Below are 15,399 nucleotides of genomic sequence, written 5' to 3'. Positions count from 1 at the left end.
CAGCGTAACAACGTCGGCAGTTGAAAGCGGGGCCCTCAAGCGGGCCCCGGCGTCATGCCAGGCTTTTACTCACCACTTCATAGACGTCGCTGGAGAGCTCACCAGAAGCCAGAATCCGCTCCAGCTCACCCTTCATCAGGGCCTGGCGGGCGGCGTCGTATTTGCGCCAGCGGGTCAGCGGCGCCAACTGCCGGGAGGCGATCTGCGGGTTAAGGGCATTGAGCTCGATCACCAGATCCGCCAGGAAGCGATAACCGGAGCCATCGGCGGCATGGAAGTTGACCAGGTTCTGGCCGGCAAAGGCACCGACCACCGCGCGCACCTTGTTCGGGTTCTTCAGGGTGAACGCGGGGTGCTGCATCAACGCCTTCACCCGTGCCAGGCCCCCTGGCAAGGTACTGGCCGCCTGCACGCTGAACCATTGGTCCATGACCAGGGGGTTGTCCTTGAAGTGCTCTGCAAAGCTTTCCAGGGCCTTGGCGCGCTCGGCCTCGAAGGGTGAGTTCACCAGCACCGCCAGGGCCGTGAGGCGCTCGGTCATGTTGTCGCACTGCTCGAACTGCTCCAGGGTCGCTTGCAGCACCTGCGGTTTAGCGCTGAGCATCAGGTACGACAGGGCGATGTTCTGCAGGCTGCGGCGGGCAAAGTGCTCGGCAGAGGCAACGTACGCGGTGTTACGCGAGACCGCGCGGTTGGCCTGGTAACGCGTCCAGAGCGGCTCGAACAATTGCTCGGCAATTTGCCGGCGGGCGAACTCGCGGGCTGCGTGGATGGCGTCCACATCGGCCACCTGGCTGATCTCGGTCAGGTAGCCCTCCCCTGGCAGCGAGAGCATTTCGGCCACCATGGCAGCATCGAGCGAAGTGTCGCCCAGTACCGTAGCCAACGCCCTGACCAGACGCGGGTCCAGGTGCAGCGCCTGGCCACGCTGGTGCTGACCGATCAGCTCCTGCAGCACCTGCACGGCCAGTTGCTGACCAGCTTCCCAGCGGTTGAAACCATCGCTGTCGTGCTGCATCAGGAACATCAACTGGTCGCGGTCGTACGGGAAGCTCAGCTTGACCGGGGCACTGAAACCGCGCAGCAGCGACGGCAACGGCCGCGCCTGGATGCCCTGGAAGACGAAAGTCTGCTCGGCCTCGGTCACCGACAGCACCCGGGTGCTGCCCACTGCCGAGGACTCGCCCGCCAATTGCAGCGGCAGGTCGTTGCCCTGGGCATCGAGCAGGCCCAGTTCGACGGGGATCACGAAGGGCAGCTTCTCGGCCTTGTCCGGGGTGGGTGGGCAGCTCTGGCGGAACGTCAGGCTATAGGTGAGCGCCGCTTCGTCGTAGGCGTCGGTCACTTCCAGGCGCGGCGTACCGGCCTGGCTGTACCAGCGCTTGAACTGCGTCAGGTCCACGCCGTTGGCGTCTTCCATGGCCTTGATGAAGTCGTCGGTGGTGACCGCCTGCCCATCGTGACGCTCGAAATACAGGTCGCTGCCCTGGCGGAAGCCCTCGGCCCCCAGCAGCGTGCGCACCATGCGTACCACTTCCGAGCCTTTCTCGTACACGGTCAGGGTGTAGAAGTTGGAAATCTCGATGAAGCTGTCCGGGCGCACCGGATGGGCCATGGGGCCCGCATCCTCGGCGAACTGATGGGTGCGCAGGTAGGCAACGTCCTCGATGCGTTTGACGGTGCGTGAATTCATGTCGGCACTGAACTCGGCATCGCGGAACACCGTGAAGCCTTCCTTGAGCGACAACTGGAACCAGTCGCGGCAGGTGACGCGGTTGCCCGACCAGTTGTGGAAGTATTCATGGGCTACCACGGCTTCGACCCGCTGGTGCGCGGCATCGGTGGCCGTCTCGGCGCGCGCCAGCACGCAGCTGGAGTTGAAGATGTTCAGGCCTTTGTTCTCCATGGCCCCCATGTTGAAGTCGTTGACCGCGACGATCATGAAGATGTCCAGGTCGTACTCGCGGCCGTAGACCTCTTCATCCCAACGCATGGACTTTTTCAGACTGACCATGGCGTGGTCGCACTTGTCGATGTTCTCCGGCTCCACATAGATGCGCAGGGTCACATCACGGCCCGATTGGCGGGTGAAGGTGTCTTCCACGCACCACAGGTCGCCTGCGACCAGGGCGAACAGGTAGGCCGGCTTCATGAACGGGTCTTCCCAGGTCGCCCAGTGACGGCCGTCCTCGGCAGGGCCGCTGCCTACCGGGTTGCCGTTGGAGAGCAGCACCGGGTAGCGGTGCTGTTCAGCGATCACCGTGGTGGTGAAGATGCTCATCACATCGGGGCGGTCGAGGTAGTAGGTGATCTTGCGGAAACCCTCGGCCTCGCACTGGGTGCAGAACATCTTGCCGGACTTGTACAAGCCCTCGAGCGCCGTGTTGGTTTCGGGATGGATCCTGACGGTGGTGTCGAGGGTGAAGTGCTCTGCCCGTGGCTGAACGGTCAGGCTGCTTGCGTCGATCTGGTAGTCGCCTTCCTGCAAGGGTTCATCGTCCAGGGCGGCGCGCACCAGTTCGAGTTGCTGACCGTCGAGCACCAGCGCAGGCAGGCCGCCCCCGTGCACCGGGTTGCGGCGCATGATCAGTTGCGCGTGGACCAGGGTGTGGTCTTCGAACAGCTCGAAGGTCAGGTGCGTCTCGTCGATCAGGTACTCAGGCGCCTTGTAGTCCTTGAGATGGATCACTTGCGGTTGTTCGGTACGCATCTGCAGGTCCCTTTTACTGGAGCACGGCCAACTGATAGGCAGTGTACTTGCGAATATTGATCACACCGGTGTCGAAGATCAGGTACTGGCCCTTGATGCCCAGCAGCGTACCCTCCACGACCGGGTTCTTGTCCAGGTTGAAGCTGACCACTTTGGTCGGGTAAGCCTGGACCGGGTATGTCATGTGCACGACCTCGGCGTCGGTCAGAGGCTGAATCGCCTGCAGGCCGAAGCGCGCCTGCAGCTGGCCAAGCCCTTCGGCACATGCCTCCAGCACCTGATCGCGCAATGCCGGCAGGTCGAGCAGTTGGGCGTCACCCTTGAGCAGGGCGCGCCAATTGGTGCGGTCCGGCACCTGACTGCGCAGCAGGTCTTCGACCAGCCCGGACTGCTGCCGAGTGGCCACCCTGAGGATAGGCAAGGCCTGGCTGGCCCCCTGATCGAGCCAGCGGGTGGGCAGCTGGGTGGCGCGGGTGATACCGACCTTGATACCGGAGGAGTTGGCCAGGTAGACCACGTGATCGGTCATGCAGAACTGCTCGCCCCAGGACGGATCACGGCAGGTGCCTGCGTCGTAGTGGCAGCGCTCCGGAGCCATGATGCACATGTCGCACTGGGCCAGCTTGGTCATGCAGGGGTAGCAGTAACCCTGGCTGTAGCTGCTCTTGGTGCGCTTGCCGCAGTGGCTGCAGTGGATGGCACCGAGGTATTGCAGGCGCAGCGGCTTGCCGATCAGGGGGTTGACCGGCACCAGGGTATCGCCTAGGCGAAAGCTGTATTGCACCACGGGGTCGGCCAGGCTGACGGCCATCTTGCTCAACGAGCCACGAGCGAGTTCGATCAATGTACCGAGTCCGACTTGAACAGGATGTTGGGGACGGGGGCGGATTTGGACGCGCATTCCTGCGGGCCCATGTAACCGGTGCGCTGGTCCTCGGGCAGGTTTTTCATCTCCCAGGCGATGACCGCTTGCAGGGACAGCTCTTTCTGCTCGGCAGTCAGCTTGCGGCCGTCCGACCATTTGCCGATTTCCACGGCCAGCTTCAGGCTCTCGTAGATTTCCGGGGTGATGTTTTCGATCATTTGCGCGAAAGTGGACATGTTGTCTCCTGATTCAAGCCGACAGTTTACGCCGGGCGAGCGCCCCACCCAAGAGCCCGGTCAGGCATCCGATAAGCAACCCACCGACGTGCGCGGCGTTGGCGATCTGGCCCAGGCCCAGCGTGCCGACGACGCCGGTCAGGCACACCACCAGCCAGAGGAGCATCATCACCAGCACGCCCTTGGGCAGGTTGAAGTGCGGGTTCGGTGCCCGCCATTGGTACAGCCAGATGTGCCCGAGCAGGCCATAGAGCACGCCTGAAAGCCCACCGAACAGGCCAGGCCCTGTGGTGTAGTGCTGGGCCAGGTTCGATACCAGGCTGAACAGCGCGGTAAGCCCCAGCAGCGTCCATGGGCCCTGGCGCAATTCGATGCGCTTGCCCAGCTCCCAGAACCACAGGCTGTTCATGGCCAGGTGCAGCGCACCGAAATGCAGCAGCATCGGCGAGACCAGCCGCCACCATTGCCCGTGCGCCAGACCCTCGGCCAGCGGCGTGAAGTACAGGTAATCGCCCTGCACGTGAAAATCGAGAAACGTGAACCAGCCGATGGTGGTGAAGTTGTCGCCCAAGCCCGTAAGCCCGGCGACCACGAACGTCAGCAACAGCGTCAGGGCGGTGACCTTGCAGGCCTTGGCCTGGGCCAGCAGCGACGGCTGTGGCATGTCCTGGCCCTGCTGGTCGGGCAGCGCGGCGTCAGGCTCGGCCTGCAGGTCGGCGTTGCCATCGGGGTAGCGCTGGTAGAGGTGCAACACCTCGTCAGCCAGGGCCTCAGGCGCCCAGAGTACCTGGTCCTCGCCCTCTTCGCTGACCCGGTGCGGCACCTGCAAGCGTTGCAACATCTGCACGAAACCGCTGAGGTCTACCGTCAGCGGCAGGCGCATCACTTGGATAATGTTCATTGGCTAGCCTGTGGTCGGTCGACATCCACCCAGACGAACTTGCGGGGGTCGATACGGGTTTCATCGTCCAGCCTGTAGGCGACAAGCTTGCCGTACAGCACGGCGCTGTAGTCCAGGCAGGCCAGGTTGCTGCGAATCGGGGCGGGCCGGCCGCTGCGCCAGTAATGGCCAACGAACAGCATGGGCTCGTCCTCGGCATAGCGCAGCAACGCGCTTTTCTGGCTGTGGCTGAGCGGTGTGTTGGCCACCTCCGCCGGCAGCGCATCGGGCTGGAAGACGATATCGCCATAGGTCTGCGGATCATCTTCCCAGAACTTGGTACGGAAGAAGGCGCGGGTCAGGCCATCGCCACCGGTCAGGGTGAGGCCATCGGGCAGGCGCATGTCGGTGCCACGCAGCAAGCGGTTGCAAACGTTGGCGGCAAAGCTGCCGCTCACCGCCGAGGCTTGGACGAAGTGGCGATCGACGCGCCCATCGGGGTACTGGCGCCGCAGCGGCTCGATCAGGCTTGCATCCCAGCAGGCGTGCACCAGGCGGAATCGACCGGCATCGATGAACAGTGGCAGCGTCTGGAACCAGTCGAGAAACGCCTGCCAGTCCGCAGGGTGATTGGCGAACTGGGTGAGGGTTTCGTCGATGAGCCTGGCGTGGCGAGGGGTATGTTCGCGCACGAAGGCCTTGCCGCTGCCCGGCAGTGCCGGCGTCACCCAGCCCAGTGCACTGTATTCGTGATTGCCCATGATGCAGTGCGCCTGCCCGGCGGCGACCATGTCGTGAACGATGTGCAGGGCTTGGCGGATACGCGGGCCGCGGTCCACGATATCGCCCAAGAACAGCGCCTGCCGCCGAGGGTGGCGCCAGACGCCGGCAATGCGCTGGTAACCGAGGGCATCGAGCAAGCGCTCAAGGGTCAAGGCACAGCCGTGAACGTCACCGATGATGTCGAAACTGCGCGCCGGATCCAGCATCAGTCGTCCCTGCCCCCCAGGCGGCTGCCCCAGCCAAGCTTGGTGCGGCAGACTTCGTAGTAGTTGTGGTCCAGCGGGTGGATCAGGCGCAGCTTCTGGGGCTTCTTGCTCACCGTGATGGTGTCACCGGGTGCGCAGGTGAAGTGGTTCTGACCGTCGCACGACACCTGCGGGTAGATCTGCAGGTCCTTGGCCACCACGATCTTCAGTTCGCTGTTGCCATCGACGACGATCGGCCGCCCAGACAAGGTGTGCGGGTACATGGGCACGATGACGATTGCATCGAGCTTGGGGTGCATGATCGGGCCGCCGGCGGACAAGGCGTAGGCCGTGGAGCCGGTCGGGGTGGCGACGATCAGGCCGTCGGCCTTCTGGCTGCAGACGAACTGGCCGTCGATGTAGATCTCGAATTCGATCATGCGGGTGGACTTGCCTGGGTGCAGGACCACGTCGTTTAGCGCATCGCCCTGGCCGATCGCCTCCTGGTGACGGCGCACTTCGGCTTGCAGCAGGAAACGGTTCTCGACCAGGTAGTGACCATCGAGCACTTCGGAGACTTTCTCTTCCAACTCATCCGGACGGATGTCGGTCAGAAAGCCCAGGTTGCCCCGGTTGATGCCCAGTACCGGGATATTATGCCGCGCCAGGGCACGCGCAGCGCCCAGCAGGCTGCCGTCGCCGCCGACCACGATGACCAGGTCACAGACCTCGCCCAGCAGCTTGCGGGTGGAGGTCTGCAGCCCATGGCCCGGCAGGACTTCACCGATGGTGTCTTCGAGGATCACGTGCAAGTGGCGCTCGAGGAGGAATTTTTTCAGTCGGCGGATGGTGTCCAGCACCTGCGAGCTGCCGAGACGACCGATGATACCGATATTGCGAAATTGCTCCATGGGGCTCCTGCAAGGCTCTGCGACGGGTGACGATGCAGCGATTATGGGCGAACCACGAAGCAGCGGCAAACCGGCTATGCTCGCAGGATGATGCCATTTCCTTCGCTCGTGCACCTGCCCCGGCTATTACAGCGCCCTGCGGTGCGTGACCTTGCCTGGACCCTGCTCTCGCCGCCGCTGCTCGAGCGCGCAGGCTGCCCCCAGCGCCACCCGCTGGCAGGCAGCCTCTGGATCGAACGGCCGCAGGCATTGCAGGCCTGGTTGTACGGGCTGGACATTGATGACACGCCCTTGCAGCACTGGCTCAAGGGCCTTGGCAGTCGCCGCCTTGGGCTGTATTACGAGCGCCTGTGGCAATTTGCGTTGCAACAGGCGCCCGGCGTGGAACTGTTGGCGGCCAACTTGGCTATCCGTGAAGACGGCCGGACCCTGGGCGAGCTGGATGTGGTGCTGCGTGATCGCGACGGGGTGCATCACCTGGAGCTGGCCATCAAGCTGTACCTGGGCCCCGAGCGCTTTGGTACCGACCCGGGCGGCTGGCTAGGGCCTGGCTGCCACGATCGCCTGCAAGCCAAGCTGGAACACATCCGCCGCCACCAGTTGCCCATGTCGGCCAGCACCCAGGGCCGTACCGCCCTTGAGCGGCTCGACCTGCCCCCGGTGCAGGCCAGCATGTGGATGGGGGGCTACCTGTTCTATCCGGCGCTGGCCCCGAGCGAGGCGCCACTGGGTGTACACCCCCTGCACCTGCGTGGCCGCTGGTTGCATCGCAAGGACTGGATCAGCGCACCCGGCGCGCATTGGCAGCCGCTGGCGCGCAGCGCCTGGCTTGCCCCTGCACGGTGCGCGGCATGCGAGGTCTGGAGCGCTGCTCAGTTCGCCGCGTGGCTGCACCTGCTGCCACCCGATGCGCCTGCGCAATTGCTGGTGAACATGCAACGCCAGCACGACGGCAGCTGGCAAGAGCTAGAGCGGATATTTCTGGTTGCCGATCAGTGGCCGGGCGCCTTGGCTCTCTGACCGCAGCGCTTGCTCAGGGATGACAACCATTTTTTCACCGACCTGGAGCAATGATGCTGCGCAGGTACCCAGTAAACTGGAGCTGAGCGCCACCAAGAGCGCCACCCCACCGACCGATGAGGAACAAGCATGGTTTCGAGCACCCCGGCGCGCCATTACGCACGCATGTCCATTGTCCTGCACTGGCTGATGCTGGTGCTGCTGGCCGCTGTCTATGCCTGTATCGAGTTTCGCGGAATCTTCCCGCGCGACAGTGCAGAGCGCAACCTGATGAAAGACCTGCATTTCATGTTGGGCCTGAGCGTATTCGTGCTGGTGTGGCTGCGCCTGGCCATGCGCGTGCTTCATCGCGCGCCGCCCATATCCCCTAACCCCCCTGCCTGGCAAACCGGGCTGGCCCATCTGGTTCACCTGCTGCTCTACCTGCTGATGATCGGCATGCCGCTGGCCGGCTGGTTGATACTCAGCGCCGCCGACAAACCGGTGCCGTTCTATGGCCTGGAGTTGCCGCACCTGATCGGCCCTGATCTGGACCTGGCCAAGTTCATCAAGGGCTGGCATGAGCGTATCGGCACCTGGGGCTACTGGCTGATCGGACTGCATGCACTGGCCGGCCTTTATCATCACTATGTCAAACGCGACAATACGTTGTTGCGCATGCTGCCTTACAAGTAACCCCGGCGGCCCTGCAAACCGCCGGTATGGACGAACACCAGGCGAGTGCCGGGCGCGAACAGCCCGGCTTCGACCTGAGCCTTGAGCGCAAGCAATGCCTTGCCGGTGTAGAGCGCCTCGAAAGGAACGCCGGCCTGCTGCTCGCAATCGGCGATGAAGGCCAGCAGTTGATCGTCGAACTTGCCGAAGCCGCCCCGGCTGGCGCTGTGCAGGCGGTAGCCCTGCGTGCCGGCAAGTGCCGCCACGGTCTCGGCCACGCCATAGTGCTCGGGTACGGCCAGCGCCCCATGCACGGCATGGGCCCCTGATTCGGCCAGCACCAGGCCCGCCAGCGTGGTGCCCGTGCCAGCGGCCAACCACCAGGCGTCATAGTCCGACCAGCCCAGCGTCGCAAGCTGCGCGTGCAGTTGAGTCACGATCGACGCGCACCCCTGCGCACCGGCCTGCCCGCCTCCGCCTTCGGGGATGCAGTGCCAGCCGGGATAGTGCGTGTGCCAAGGCGTCCAGAAACCCGCCTCGTTACGACCACGGTAGCCCTCGTAGCCCAGCCAGTGCAGTTGCATGCCCATGGCCTGCAAATCCTGCACGGTGGGTGTTTGGCGTGGATGACCCCGCAGCAGGCCGGCCGTGGCCAGGCCCAAGCGCTTGCCGGCAGCGGCCAGCGCATGGAGGTGGTTGGAATGGTTGCCGCCCAGGCTCACCAGGCCGGGGGCCTTGGCATCGAGCGCCTTTTCCAGATGGTGGCGCAGCTTGAACCACTTGTTGCCGCTGACCAGGGGGTCGATCAGGTCAAGGCGCAGGATGGCAGCCTCGACCTGGGCCCTCGCCAGCCAGGGCAATGTCAGGCGTTGCAGAGGGGCCAAGGGGAGTTCGACAGGCATGGGCGCCAGTCTATCAGCAGAGCATCTGGCGCGGGCGGTGAATCAAAGCTGCGCCGCCAACCTCGACCCCTGGTCGATCGCCCGCTTGGCGTCGAGCTCTGCCGCCACGTCAGCACCGCCGATCAGGTGTACCGACTGCCGCGCAGCCACCAGCCCGTCCTGCAATTCGCGCAGCGGGTCCTGGCCTGCGCAGATCACCACGTTGTCCACCGCCAGCACCTGCGGCTCGCCGCCGCCAATGCGCACGTGCAGGCCTGCGTCATCAATGGCCAGGTACTCGACCCCATTGAGCATCTTCACCTGCTTGTTCTTCAAGCCGGTACGGTGGATCCAGCCAGTGGTCTTGCCCAGGCCGTCCCCCACCTTGGAGGTCTTGCGCTGCATCAGGTACACCTGCCGGGCAGGTGCGTGGGGCTGGGGCGTGATACCGGCCACACCGCCGCGGGCTTGGAGGTGGGTGTCGATACCCCACTCCTTCCAGAACGCTTCGCGGTCCAGGCTGGTGGACACGCCCTGATGCACCAGGTATTCGGATACATCGAAACCGATGCCCCCTGCGCCGATCACAGCCACTGTCTTGCCCACAGGCTTACGCTCGAGCAGCACATCCAGGTAGCTGAGCACCTTGGGGTGCGCGATCCCCGGGATCGCCGGTGCACGGGGCAGGATGCCGGTCGCGAGGATGATGTCGTCATAACCGCCGGCCACAAGCGCTGGCACGTCGACGCGCGTGTTCAAGCGCACGTCAACGCCAGTGCTGCGCAGCTTGTTGCGAAAATACCGCAGGGTCTCGTTGAATTCCTCCTTGCCTGGCACGCGCTTGGCAACATTGAACTGACCGCCAATTTCGCTAGCCGATTCGAACAAGGTCACCACATGGCCACGCTCGGCAGCCACCGTTGCAGCGGCAAGGCCTGCTGGGCCGGCGCCCACGACGGCAATGCGCTTGGCCATGCGCACGGGCAGGTAGTTGAGTTCGGTTTCATGGCAGGCCCTTGGGTTTACCAGGCAACTAGTCAGCTTGCCGCCAAACGTATGGTCCAGGCACGCCTGGTTGCAGCCGATACAGGTATTGATTTCATCAGCACGCCCGGCGGCAGCCTTGTTGACGAAGGCAGGATCGGCCAGGAACGGACGGGCCATGGACACCATGTCCGCATCCCCTTCGGCCAGCACCGCCTCGGCCACTTCTGGCGTATTGATACGGTTGGTGGTGATCAAAGGAATACCCACTACACCGCGCAACTTGGCGGTGACCTTGCTGAAGGCTGCACGCGGCACCTTGGTGGCGATGGTGGGAATGCGCGCCTCGTGCCAGCCAATACCGGTATTGATCAACGTTGCCCCCGCCTGCTCGATGGCCTTGGCCAGGGTCTGGATCTCGTCCCAGGTGCTGCCGCCTTCGACCAGGTCGAGCATCGAAAGGCGGAAGATGATAATGAAGTTAGGGCCCACCGCGCGGCGCACCCGGCTGACGATTTCCACGGCCAGGCGCATGCGATTGTCGTAGCTGCCGCCCCAACGGTCGGTGCGATGGTTGGTGTGGGCGGCGAGGAACTGGTTGATGAAATAGCCTTCCGAGCCCATGACCTCGACACCGTCGTAACCAGCTTTCTGCGCAAGCAGCGCGCAGTGGGCGAAGTCGGCAATCTGCTTTTCGATCCCCGCCTCGTCCAATTCCCGCGGTTTGAACGGGTTGATCGGCGCTTGAATGGCGCTTGGCGCCACCTGGCGCGGGCTGTAGGCATAGCGCCCGGCGTGAAGGATCTGCAGGCAAATCTTGCCCCCTGCGGCGTGCACCGCCTCGGTGACGATACGGTGCTGCTCGGCTTCGGCTTCGGTGCTGAGTTTGGCGGCGCCTGCGTAAACGCCGCCTTCATCGTTGGGTGCAATGCCACCGGTGACCATCAGGCCTACGCCGCCGTGTGCCCGTTCGGCAAAATAGGCAGCCATGCGCTCGAACCCGCCTGGACGTTCCTCAAGACCCGTGTGCATGGAGCCCATCAGAGTACGGTTGCGCAACGTGGTGAAGCCCAGGTCCAGCGGGGCCAGCAGGTGCGGGTAGCGAGTGTCGGTCATGGTTCGGCTTCTCTGGTGATCACGGTAAACGGGCATTCGCCCTGAGGCGGCCCTGTCGTTATATGAAGCAGACAGTAAACAGCCGTTTGAACCGGCTCAATGACCAGAACTGACAAGTTATTGATCATCCCGAACAGCGCGTCTACCCTAGGGCTCCTTCATGCCCATTGCCTTGTAGCGTTTCATGAAAAAATTTCTGACAAGTGCCCTGCTGCTGGGGGTGTTCGCCGCCCTGTGTGGTTACGCCTTCTGGACCCAACAGCGCCCACAGGGGCACTACCTGTCCGACCTGCGCATCGAGCTGGCAGTCAACCACGGGCAACCCGGCGAGCATGGCAACCTGCTGGGCGTCGAGCCGCTGCTGTACCCAGGGGACTACCAGGACCTGCAACGCCTGCACCGCAAACTTGCCGCCTACCTCGAGCAGGCGCGCACGCTAGGCCTGATCACGCCTCGCACCGTGGTGGTATTGCCTGAGCACATCGGTACCTGGCTGTGGGCACGTGGCGAGAAAAACGCGTTCTACCAGGTGACCCAGCAGCGTGAAGCACTGCAATGGTTCGAACTGAGTAACCCGCTCCGCTATGGCTGGGCCATGCTTGCGGCCCAGGGCGATGACCGACGGGCCGATGCCCATCTGCGCATGAAGGCCGATCAGATGGCCGCCGATTACCAGCAGGTGTTCGGCGGCTTGGCCAAGGAATTCGGCGTCACCCTGGTAGCTGGCTCGATCGTGCTTCCGCAGCCCTATGTCAGCGAGGGTGCATTGCACCCCGGGCGCGGGCCGCTTTTCAACAGCAGCGTGGTATTCGCCGGTGACGGTAGCATCCTGGGCCAACCCCAGCGCCAGCACTATCCGGACAGCGAGAACAGGCGGTTCATCCACCCTGGTGTGGACCAGCCTCTGCAGGTGCTGCACACGCCTGCGGGGCGGCTTGGGGTATTGGTGGGGAGCGACAGCTGGTATCCGGAGAATCACCAGCAGCTGCTGGCCCAATCGGTCGAACTGGTGGCCATTCCTGCCTTTCTGAGCGGCAGGCACAGCTGGTTGACACCCTGGCGCGGCAATCGCCACCAGCCTGTCAGCACGCGCTTGCCCGTCAAGCGTGGCGAGGCCAGCGAGCAAGAGGCCTGGCACCGGCTGACCGCGGCTGTCGGTCATCAGGTGAGCAGTGTGAGCGTCTTCATGCGCGGCCAGTTCTGGGAGCAAGGCGCCGACGGGCAAGGATTTGCCTGGCAAGCCGGCGACCTGTTGACCGGGCCACCCAGCCCAGGTGCCCGCTTGCTGAATATATGGCTCTAGCACCATGAGCCGCCCGCAGGTAAGGCTGGGCGACCTGTCGGTAGGCTTCGTGCAACCCTTGGCGGACGCAATTCGACGGCAGGGCCACGACCCTGCACCCTTGCTCGAACGCTATGGCCTGGACACGGCGCGGCTGGCCCAGGCCAATGCGCGCCTGTCGATACCGCGCTACATGCACCTGGGCCACGCCGCCATCGCATTGTGCGCCGAACCTGCACTGGGTTTGCAGATTGGCCAGTTGAGCCGGCTGGCCCATACCGGGCTGGCCGGGGTCACGGCAGCGCAAGCGCCAACCCTGGGCGAGGCGGCGCGCACCTTGCTGCGCTTCGAGCCGCTGTACGCCTCCAACTATCGAGGCCACTCCACTTACTGCGAAGATGGCGAAGGCGCCTGGCTGCGTTTTTACTCCATCAGCCCGTACAACGCCTATAACCGCTTTGTGGTCGACTCGCTGCTCGCCGGCTGGCTGGCCCAGCTGGGCGACCTGGTCGGTACGCCAGTGGTGGCCGAGCGCGTGGATATCGAGTTTGCAGCCCCAAGCTACGCCCCCCTCTATCAGCCCCTGTGCAGCGCGCCGGTCCGCTTTGCCGCCGAGTGCAACCAGTTGCGCCTGAGCCGCGCCACGCTGCAACTGCCAAACCCCAGGCATTGCCCCAGCACCTGGCATCAACTGCTGACCTTAAGCGAGGCACACATGCATCAGCTGACGCGCGTGCGCAGCCTGGGCGAACGCATCACCCACCTGCTCGGGCCGCTGCTCAATGGGGGACGTGAACCGGAGCTCGACGAAATTGCCCTGCAGCTTCAACTGCCGCCCTGGACGCTGCGGCGCAGGCTGGCAGAAGAAGGCACGCGTTTTCGTGACCTGTTGAACGGCACGCGGCGTGACCTGGCCGAGACCTACATCCGCGATACCCAGTTGAGCTTCGGCGAAATCGCCTACCTGCTGGGGTTCGCTTCGGCAGAGGCCTTCCAGCGCGCGTTCAAGCGCTGGACTGGCCTTACGCCTGGCGCGTACCGCCGCACGCAGCGACGCGGGGACTAGAGTTCGGTTGCGTCTTCTGCCGGCTCGGGCGTGTCCATCTCGTGGGCCTGAAACTCCAACAGCTCTTCCTGGTAATCGTCCATCTTCCTGCGTCCTTATCCGAATACGGGTTGCTGAGTTCGTCGGCACCTTAGCGGTGACATGACATGGGGGTGACGTGACGATGCTTTTCGCGCAGTGCGCCCTCTCGTATCAGGAACATGGACCTGTGGACGGGCGCGTTCGTTTAATCCAATACGTCCCTAACACGGACCGACGCGGCGCGCGCTTGCAACAATGGTTCGGTAATCGCCCAGAACTTGCCTTGACCACTGCGCCCATGGCCCGGCTTGCGGCAAGCTAGCTCACGTTCATCCCCCATCAAGCGCCAGCCAGTGCTGGGCGCATCGTGCACTGCACGATGGCATTTTTAAAAGCATCGACGGGAGCTACGCCTTGATCGACAAGACCCATGCAACCATTGCCAGCGCCGTGGCGGGCATCGCCGATGGCTCGACCCTGCTAGTCGGCGGCTTCGGTACCGCTGGCATGCCCTCTGAGCTCATCGACGGGTTGATCGCCACTGGTGCACGCGACCTGACCATCATCAGCAACAATGCTGGCAACGGCGACACCGGCCTCGCTGCATTGCTCAAGGCCGCACGCGTGCGCAAGATCATCTGTTCGTTCCCGCGCCAATCCGACTCGTATGTTTTCGACGCCTTGTACCGGGCTGGCAAGATCGAGCTGGAGGTCGTACCGCAAGGTAACCTGGCCGAGCGCATTCGCGCGGCAGGCTCTGGCATCGGCGCCTTCTTTTCACCCACCGGCTATGGCACCTTGCTCGCCAAAGGCAAGGAAACGCGGGAGATCGACGGTCGCCAGTACGTACTGGAGATGCCGTTGCATGCCGATTTCGCCTTGATCAAGGCGCACAAGGGTGATCGCTGGGGCAACCTGGTCTACCGCAAGGCCGCCCGCAACTTCGGGCCGATCATGGCCATGGCTGCCAAGACTGCAATCGTCCAGGTCGACCAGATCGTCGCGCTAGGTGAGTTGGACCCGGAGCATATCGTCACACCGGGCATCTTCGTGCAACGCGTGGTGGCGGTCCCCGACGCCGCCCATCCAACCACCCATTCTGAGGCCCGTCCATGACCATCACCCAACGACGCTCGCGTGAGGCAATGGCCCAGCGCGTTGCAGCCGACATCGAGGAAGGTGCCTACGTCAACCTGGGTATCGGCGCACCCACCCTGGTCGCCAACTACCTGGGCGACAAGGAAGTGTTCCTGCACAGTGAAAATGGTGTGCTGGGCATGGGCCCAAGCCCTGCGCCAGGCGAGGAGGACGATGACTTGATCAACGCTGGCAAGCAGCATGTGACGCTGCTGACCGGTGGCGCCTATTTCCACCATGCCGATTCATTTTCGATGATGCGCGGTGGGCACCTGGACATCGCCGTGCTCGGCGCTTTCCAGGTTTCCGTAAACGGCGACCTGGCTAACTGGCACACCGGCGCCGAGGGGTCGATCCCGGCAGTGGGCGGCGCGATGGACCTGGCCACCGGCGCCCGACAGGTGTTCGTGATGATGGACCATCTGACCAAAACCGGCGAAAGCAAACTGGTGAGCGAATGCACCTACCCGCTGACGGGCATTGGTTGCGTGAGCCGCATCTACACGGACCTCGCGGTAATGGACGTGACACCGGCGGGGCTCGAAGTGGTCGAGATTTGCGCGCAAATCACGTTCCAAGCGCTGCAAGAACTCAGCGGCGTGCCGCTGATCGACCGGTCTGTCAAACCTGGCTAGGGCCTGGCCGCCTCGACGCCTGAATCGTGGCGG

14 protein-coding genes are annotated in these 15,399 nt (G+C 63.9%); 6 read left to right on the top strand and 8 right to left on the bottom strand.

Features of this window, described 5'->3' with window-relative positions:
• Positions 1 to 52: 52 nt before the first annotated feature.
• The 6 genes from pepN to CWR53_RS07240 are packed head-to-tail and all read right to left on the bottom strand — an operon-like array spanning position 53 to position 6,570.
• Complete coding sequence (pepN, locus tag CWR53_RS07265) at positions 53 to 2,710, bottom strand: aminopeptidase N (RefSeq protein ID WP_100851140.1); 2,658 nt, start codon at positions 2,708 to 2,710, stop codon at positions 53 to 55.
• 13 nt (positions 2,711 to 2,723) lie between these two features.
• Positions 2,724 to 3,554: a DUF2797 domain-containing protein gene (locus CWR53_RS07260; RefSeq protein WP_100851139.1), complete on the bottom strand. Its 831-nt coding sequence runs from the start codon at positions 3,552 to 3,554 to the stop codon at positions 2,724 to 2,726.
• On the bottom strand, positions 3,551 to 3,811 hold the full coding sequence (locus tag CWR53_RS07255) for a YeaC family protein (protein WP_023533690.1): 261 nt from the start codon (positions 3,809 to 3,811) through the stop codon (positions 3,551 to 3,553). Before CWR53_RS07255 ends, CWR53_RS07260 begins: the two co-directional genes overlap by 4 nt.
• A gap of 13 nt (positions 3,812 to 3,824) precedes the next feature.
• Entirely contained in the window at positions 3,825 to 4,712 is an 888-nt protein-coding gene (locus CWR53_RS07250; protein ID WP_058605521.1) for a rhomboid family intramembrane serine protease, read from the bottom strand.
• Positions 4,709 to 5,680: a metallophosphoesterase gene (locus CWR53_RS07245; protein ID WP_058605522.1), complete on the bottom strand. Its 972-nt coding sequence runs from the start codon at positions 5,678 to 5,680 to the stop codon at positions 4,709 to 4,711. Before CWR53_RS07245 ends, CWR53_RS07250 begins: the two co-directional genes overlap by 4 nt.
• Positions 5,680 to 6,570 (bottom strand): NAD(+) kinase, encoded by an 891-nt coding sequence (locus CWR53_RS07240; RefSeq protein ID WP_023533692.1) that lies wholly within the window; start codon positions 6,568 to 6,570, stop codon positions 5,680 to 5,682. Before CWR53_RS07240 ends, CWR53_RS07245 begins: the two co-directional genes overlap by 1 nt.
• 87 nt (positions 6,571 to 6,657) lie before the next feature.
• Between CWR53_RS07240 and CWR53_RS07235 the strand changes: the two genes are divergently transcribed.
• Positions 6,658 to 7,590, top strand: a complete 933-nt coding sequence (locus CWR53_RS07235; protein ID WP_258313216.1) for a DUF1853 family protein — start codon at positions 6,658 to 6,660, stop codon at positions 7,588 to 7,590.
• Between the two features lie 129 nt (positions 7,591 to 7,719).
• Positions 7,720 to 8,265: a cytochrome b gene (locus tag CWR53_RS07230; RefSeq protein WP_100851137.1), complete on the top strand. Its 546-nt coding sequence runs from the start codon at positions 7,720 to 7,722 to the stop codon at positions 8,263 to 8,265.
• Here CWR53_RS07230 and CWR53_RS07225 read toward each other — a convergent pair.
• Positions 8,256 to 9,146 (bottom strand): 1-aminocyclopropane-1-carboxylate deaminase/D-cysteine desulfhydrase, encoded by an 891-nt coding sequence (locus CWR53_RS07225; protein ID WP_100851136.1) that lies wholly within the window; start codon positions 9,144 to 9,146, stop codon positions 8,256 to 8,258. The two genes, CWR53_RS07230 and CWR53_RS07225, sit on opposite strands and share 10 nt — an antisense overlap.
• Before the next feature lie 42 nt (positions 9,147 to 9,188).
• Positions 9,189 to 11,225: an NADPH-dependent 2,4-dienoyl-CoA reductase gene (locus CWR53_RS07220; RefSeq protein WP_058605526.1), complete on the bottom strand. Its 2,037-nt coding sequence runs from the start codon at positions 11,223 to 11,225 to the stop codon at positions 9,189 to 9,191.
• 184 nt (positions 11,226 to 11,409) lie between these two features.
• On the opposite strand from CWR53_RS07220, the gene CWR53_RS07215 reads away from it, so the two are divergent.
• The 4 genes from CWR53_RS07215 to CWR53_RS07200 all read left to right on the top strand — a co-directional run bounded on the left by CWR53_RS07215 (position 11,410) and on the right by CWR53_RS07200 (position 15,366).
• The gene (locus CWR53_RS07215) at positions 11,410 to 12,528 is read left to right on the top strand and encodes a nitrilase-related carbon-nitrogen hydrolase (protein WP_100851135.1); all 1,119 of its coding nucleotides are present in this window, start codon (positions 11,410 to 11,412) and stop codon (positions 12,526 to 12,528) included.
• Positions 12,529 to 12,532: 4 nt separating this feature from the next.
• Entirely contained in the window at positions 12,533 to 13,573 is a 1,041-nt protein-coding gene (locus CWR53_RS07210; RefSeq protein ID WP_058605528.1) for an AraC family transcriptional regulator, read from the top strand.
• A 435-nt stretch (positions 13,574 to 14,008) separates the two neighbouring features.
• The gene (locus CWR53_RS07205; RefSeq protein WP_100851134.1) at positions 14,009 to 14,710 is read left to right on the top strand and encodes a 3-oxoacid CoA-transferase subunit A; all 702 of its coding nucleotides are present in this window, start codon (positions 14,009 to 14,011) and stop codon (positions 14,708 to 14,710) included.
• Positions 14,707 to 15,366 (top strand): 3-oxoacid CoA-transferase subunit B, encoded by a 660-nt coding sequence (locus CWR53_RS07200; RefSeq protein ID WP_058605530.1) that lies wholly within the window; start codon positions 14,707 to 14,709, stop codon positions 15,364 to 15,366. The genes CWR53_RS07205 and CWR53_RS07200 overlap by 4 nt, the downstream gene beginning before the upstream one ends.
• Positions 15,367 to 15,399: the final 33 nt, after the last annotated feature.

Origin of the sequence: Pseudomonas sp. SGAir0191, from assembly GCF_002812565.2 — a bacterium.
Lineage (GTDB): Bacteria > Pseudomonadota > Gammaproteobacteria > Pseudomonadales > Pseudomonadaceae > Aquipseudomonas > Aquipseudomonas parafulva_B.
This window is presented reverse-complemented; position numbering and strand designations above follow the sequence as displayed.

Bases quoted from the DNA above. Each gene is read 5' to 3' on its own strand.
- pepN (WP_100851140.1), bottom strand. From the start codon at position 2,710: ATGCGTACCGAACAACCGCAAGTGATCCATCTCAAGGACTACAAGGCG.
- CWR53_RS07255 (WP_023533690.1), bottom strand. From the start codon at position 3,811: ATGTCCACTTTCGCGCAAATGATCGAAAACATCACCCCGGAAATCTAC.
- CWR53_RS07250 (WP_058605521.1), bottom strand. From the start codon at position 4,712: ATGAACATTATCCAAGTGATGCGCCTGCCGCTGACGGTAGACCTCAGC.
- CWR53_RS07245 (WP_058605522.1), bottom strand. From the start codon at position 5,680: ATGCTGGATCCGGCGCGCAGTTTCGACATCATCGGTGACGTTCACGGC.
- CWR53_RS07240 (WP_023533692.1), bottom strand. From the start codon at position 6,570: ATGGAGCAATTTCGCAATATCGGTATCATCGGTCGTCTCGGCAGCTCG.
- CWR53_RS07235 (WP_258313216.1), top strand. From the start codon at position 6,658: ATGATGCCATTTCCTTCGCTCGTGCACCTGCCCCGGCTATTACAGCGC.
- CWR53_RS07230 (WP_100851137.1), top strand. From the start codon at position 7,720: ATGGTTTCGAGCACCCCGGCGCGCCATTACGCACGCATGTCCATTGTC.
- CWR53_RS07225 (WP_100851136.1), bottom strand. From the start codon at position 9,146: ATGCCTGTCGAACTCCCCTTGGCCCCTCTGCAACGCCTGACATTGCCC.
- CWR53_RS07220 (WP_058605526.1), bottom strand. From the start codon at position 11,225: ATGACCGACACTCGCTACCCGCACCTGCTGGCCCCGCTGGACCTGGGC.
- CWR53_RS07215 (WP_100851135.1), top strand. From the start codon at position 11,410: ATGAAAAAATTTCTGACAAGTGCCCTGCTGCTGGGGGTGTTCGCCGCC.
- CWR53_RS07210 (WP_058605528.1), top strand. From the start codon at position 12,533: ATGAGCCGCCCGCAGGTAAGGCTGGGCGACCTGTCGGTAGGCTTCGTG.
- CWR53_RS07200 (WP_058605530.1), top strand. From the start codon at position 14,707: ATGACCATCACCCAACGACGCTCGCGTGAGGCAATGGCCCAGCGCGTT.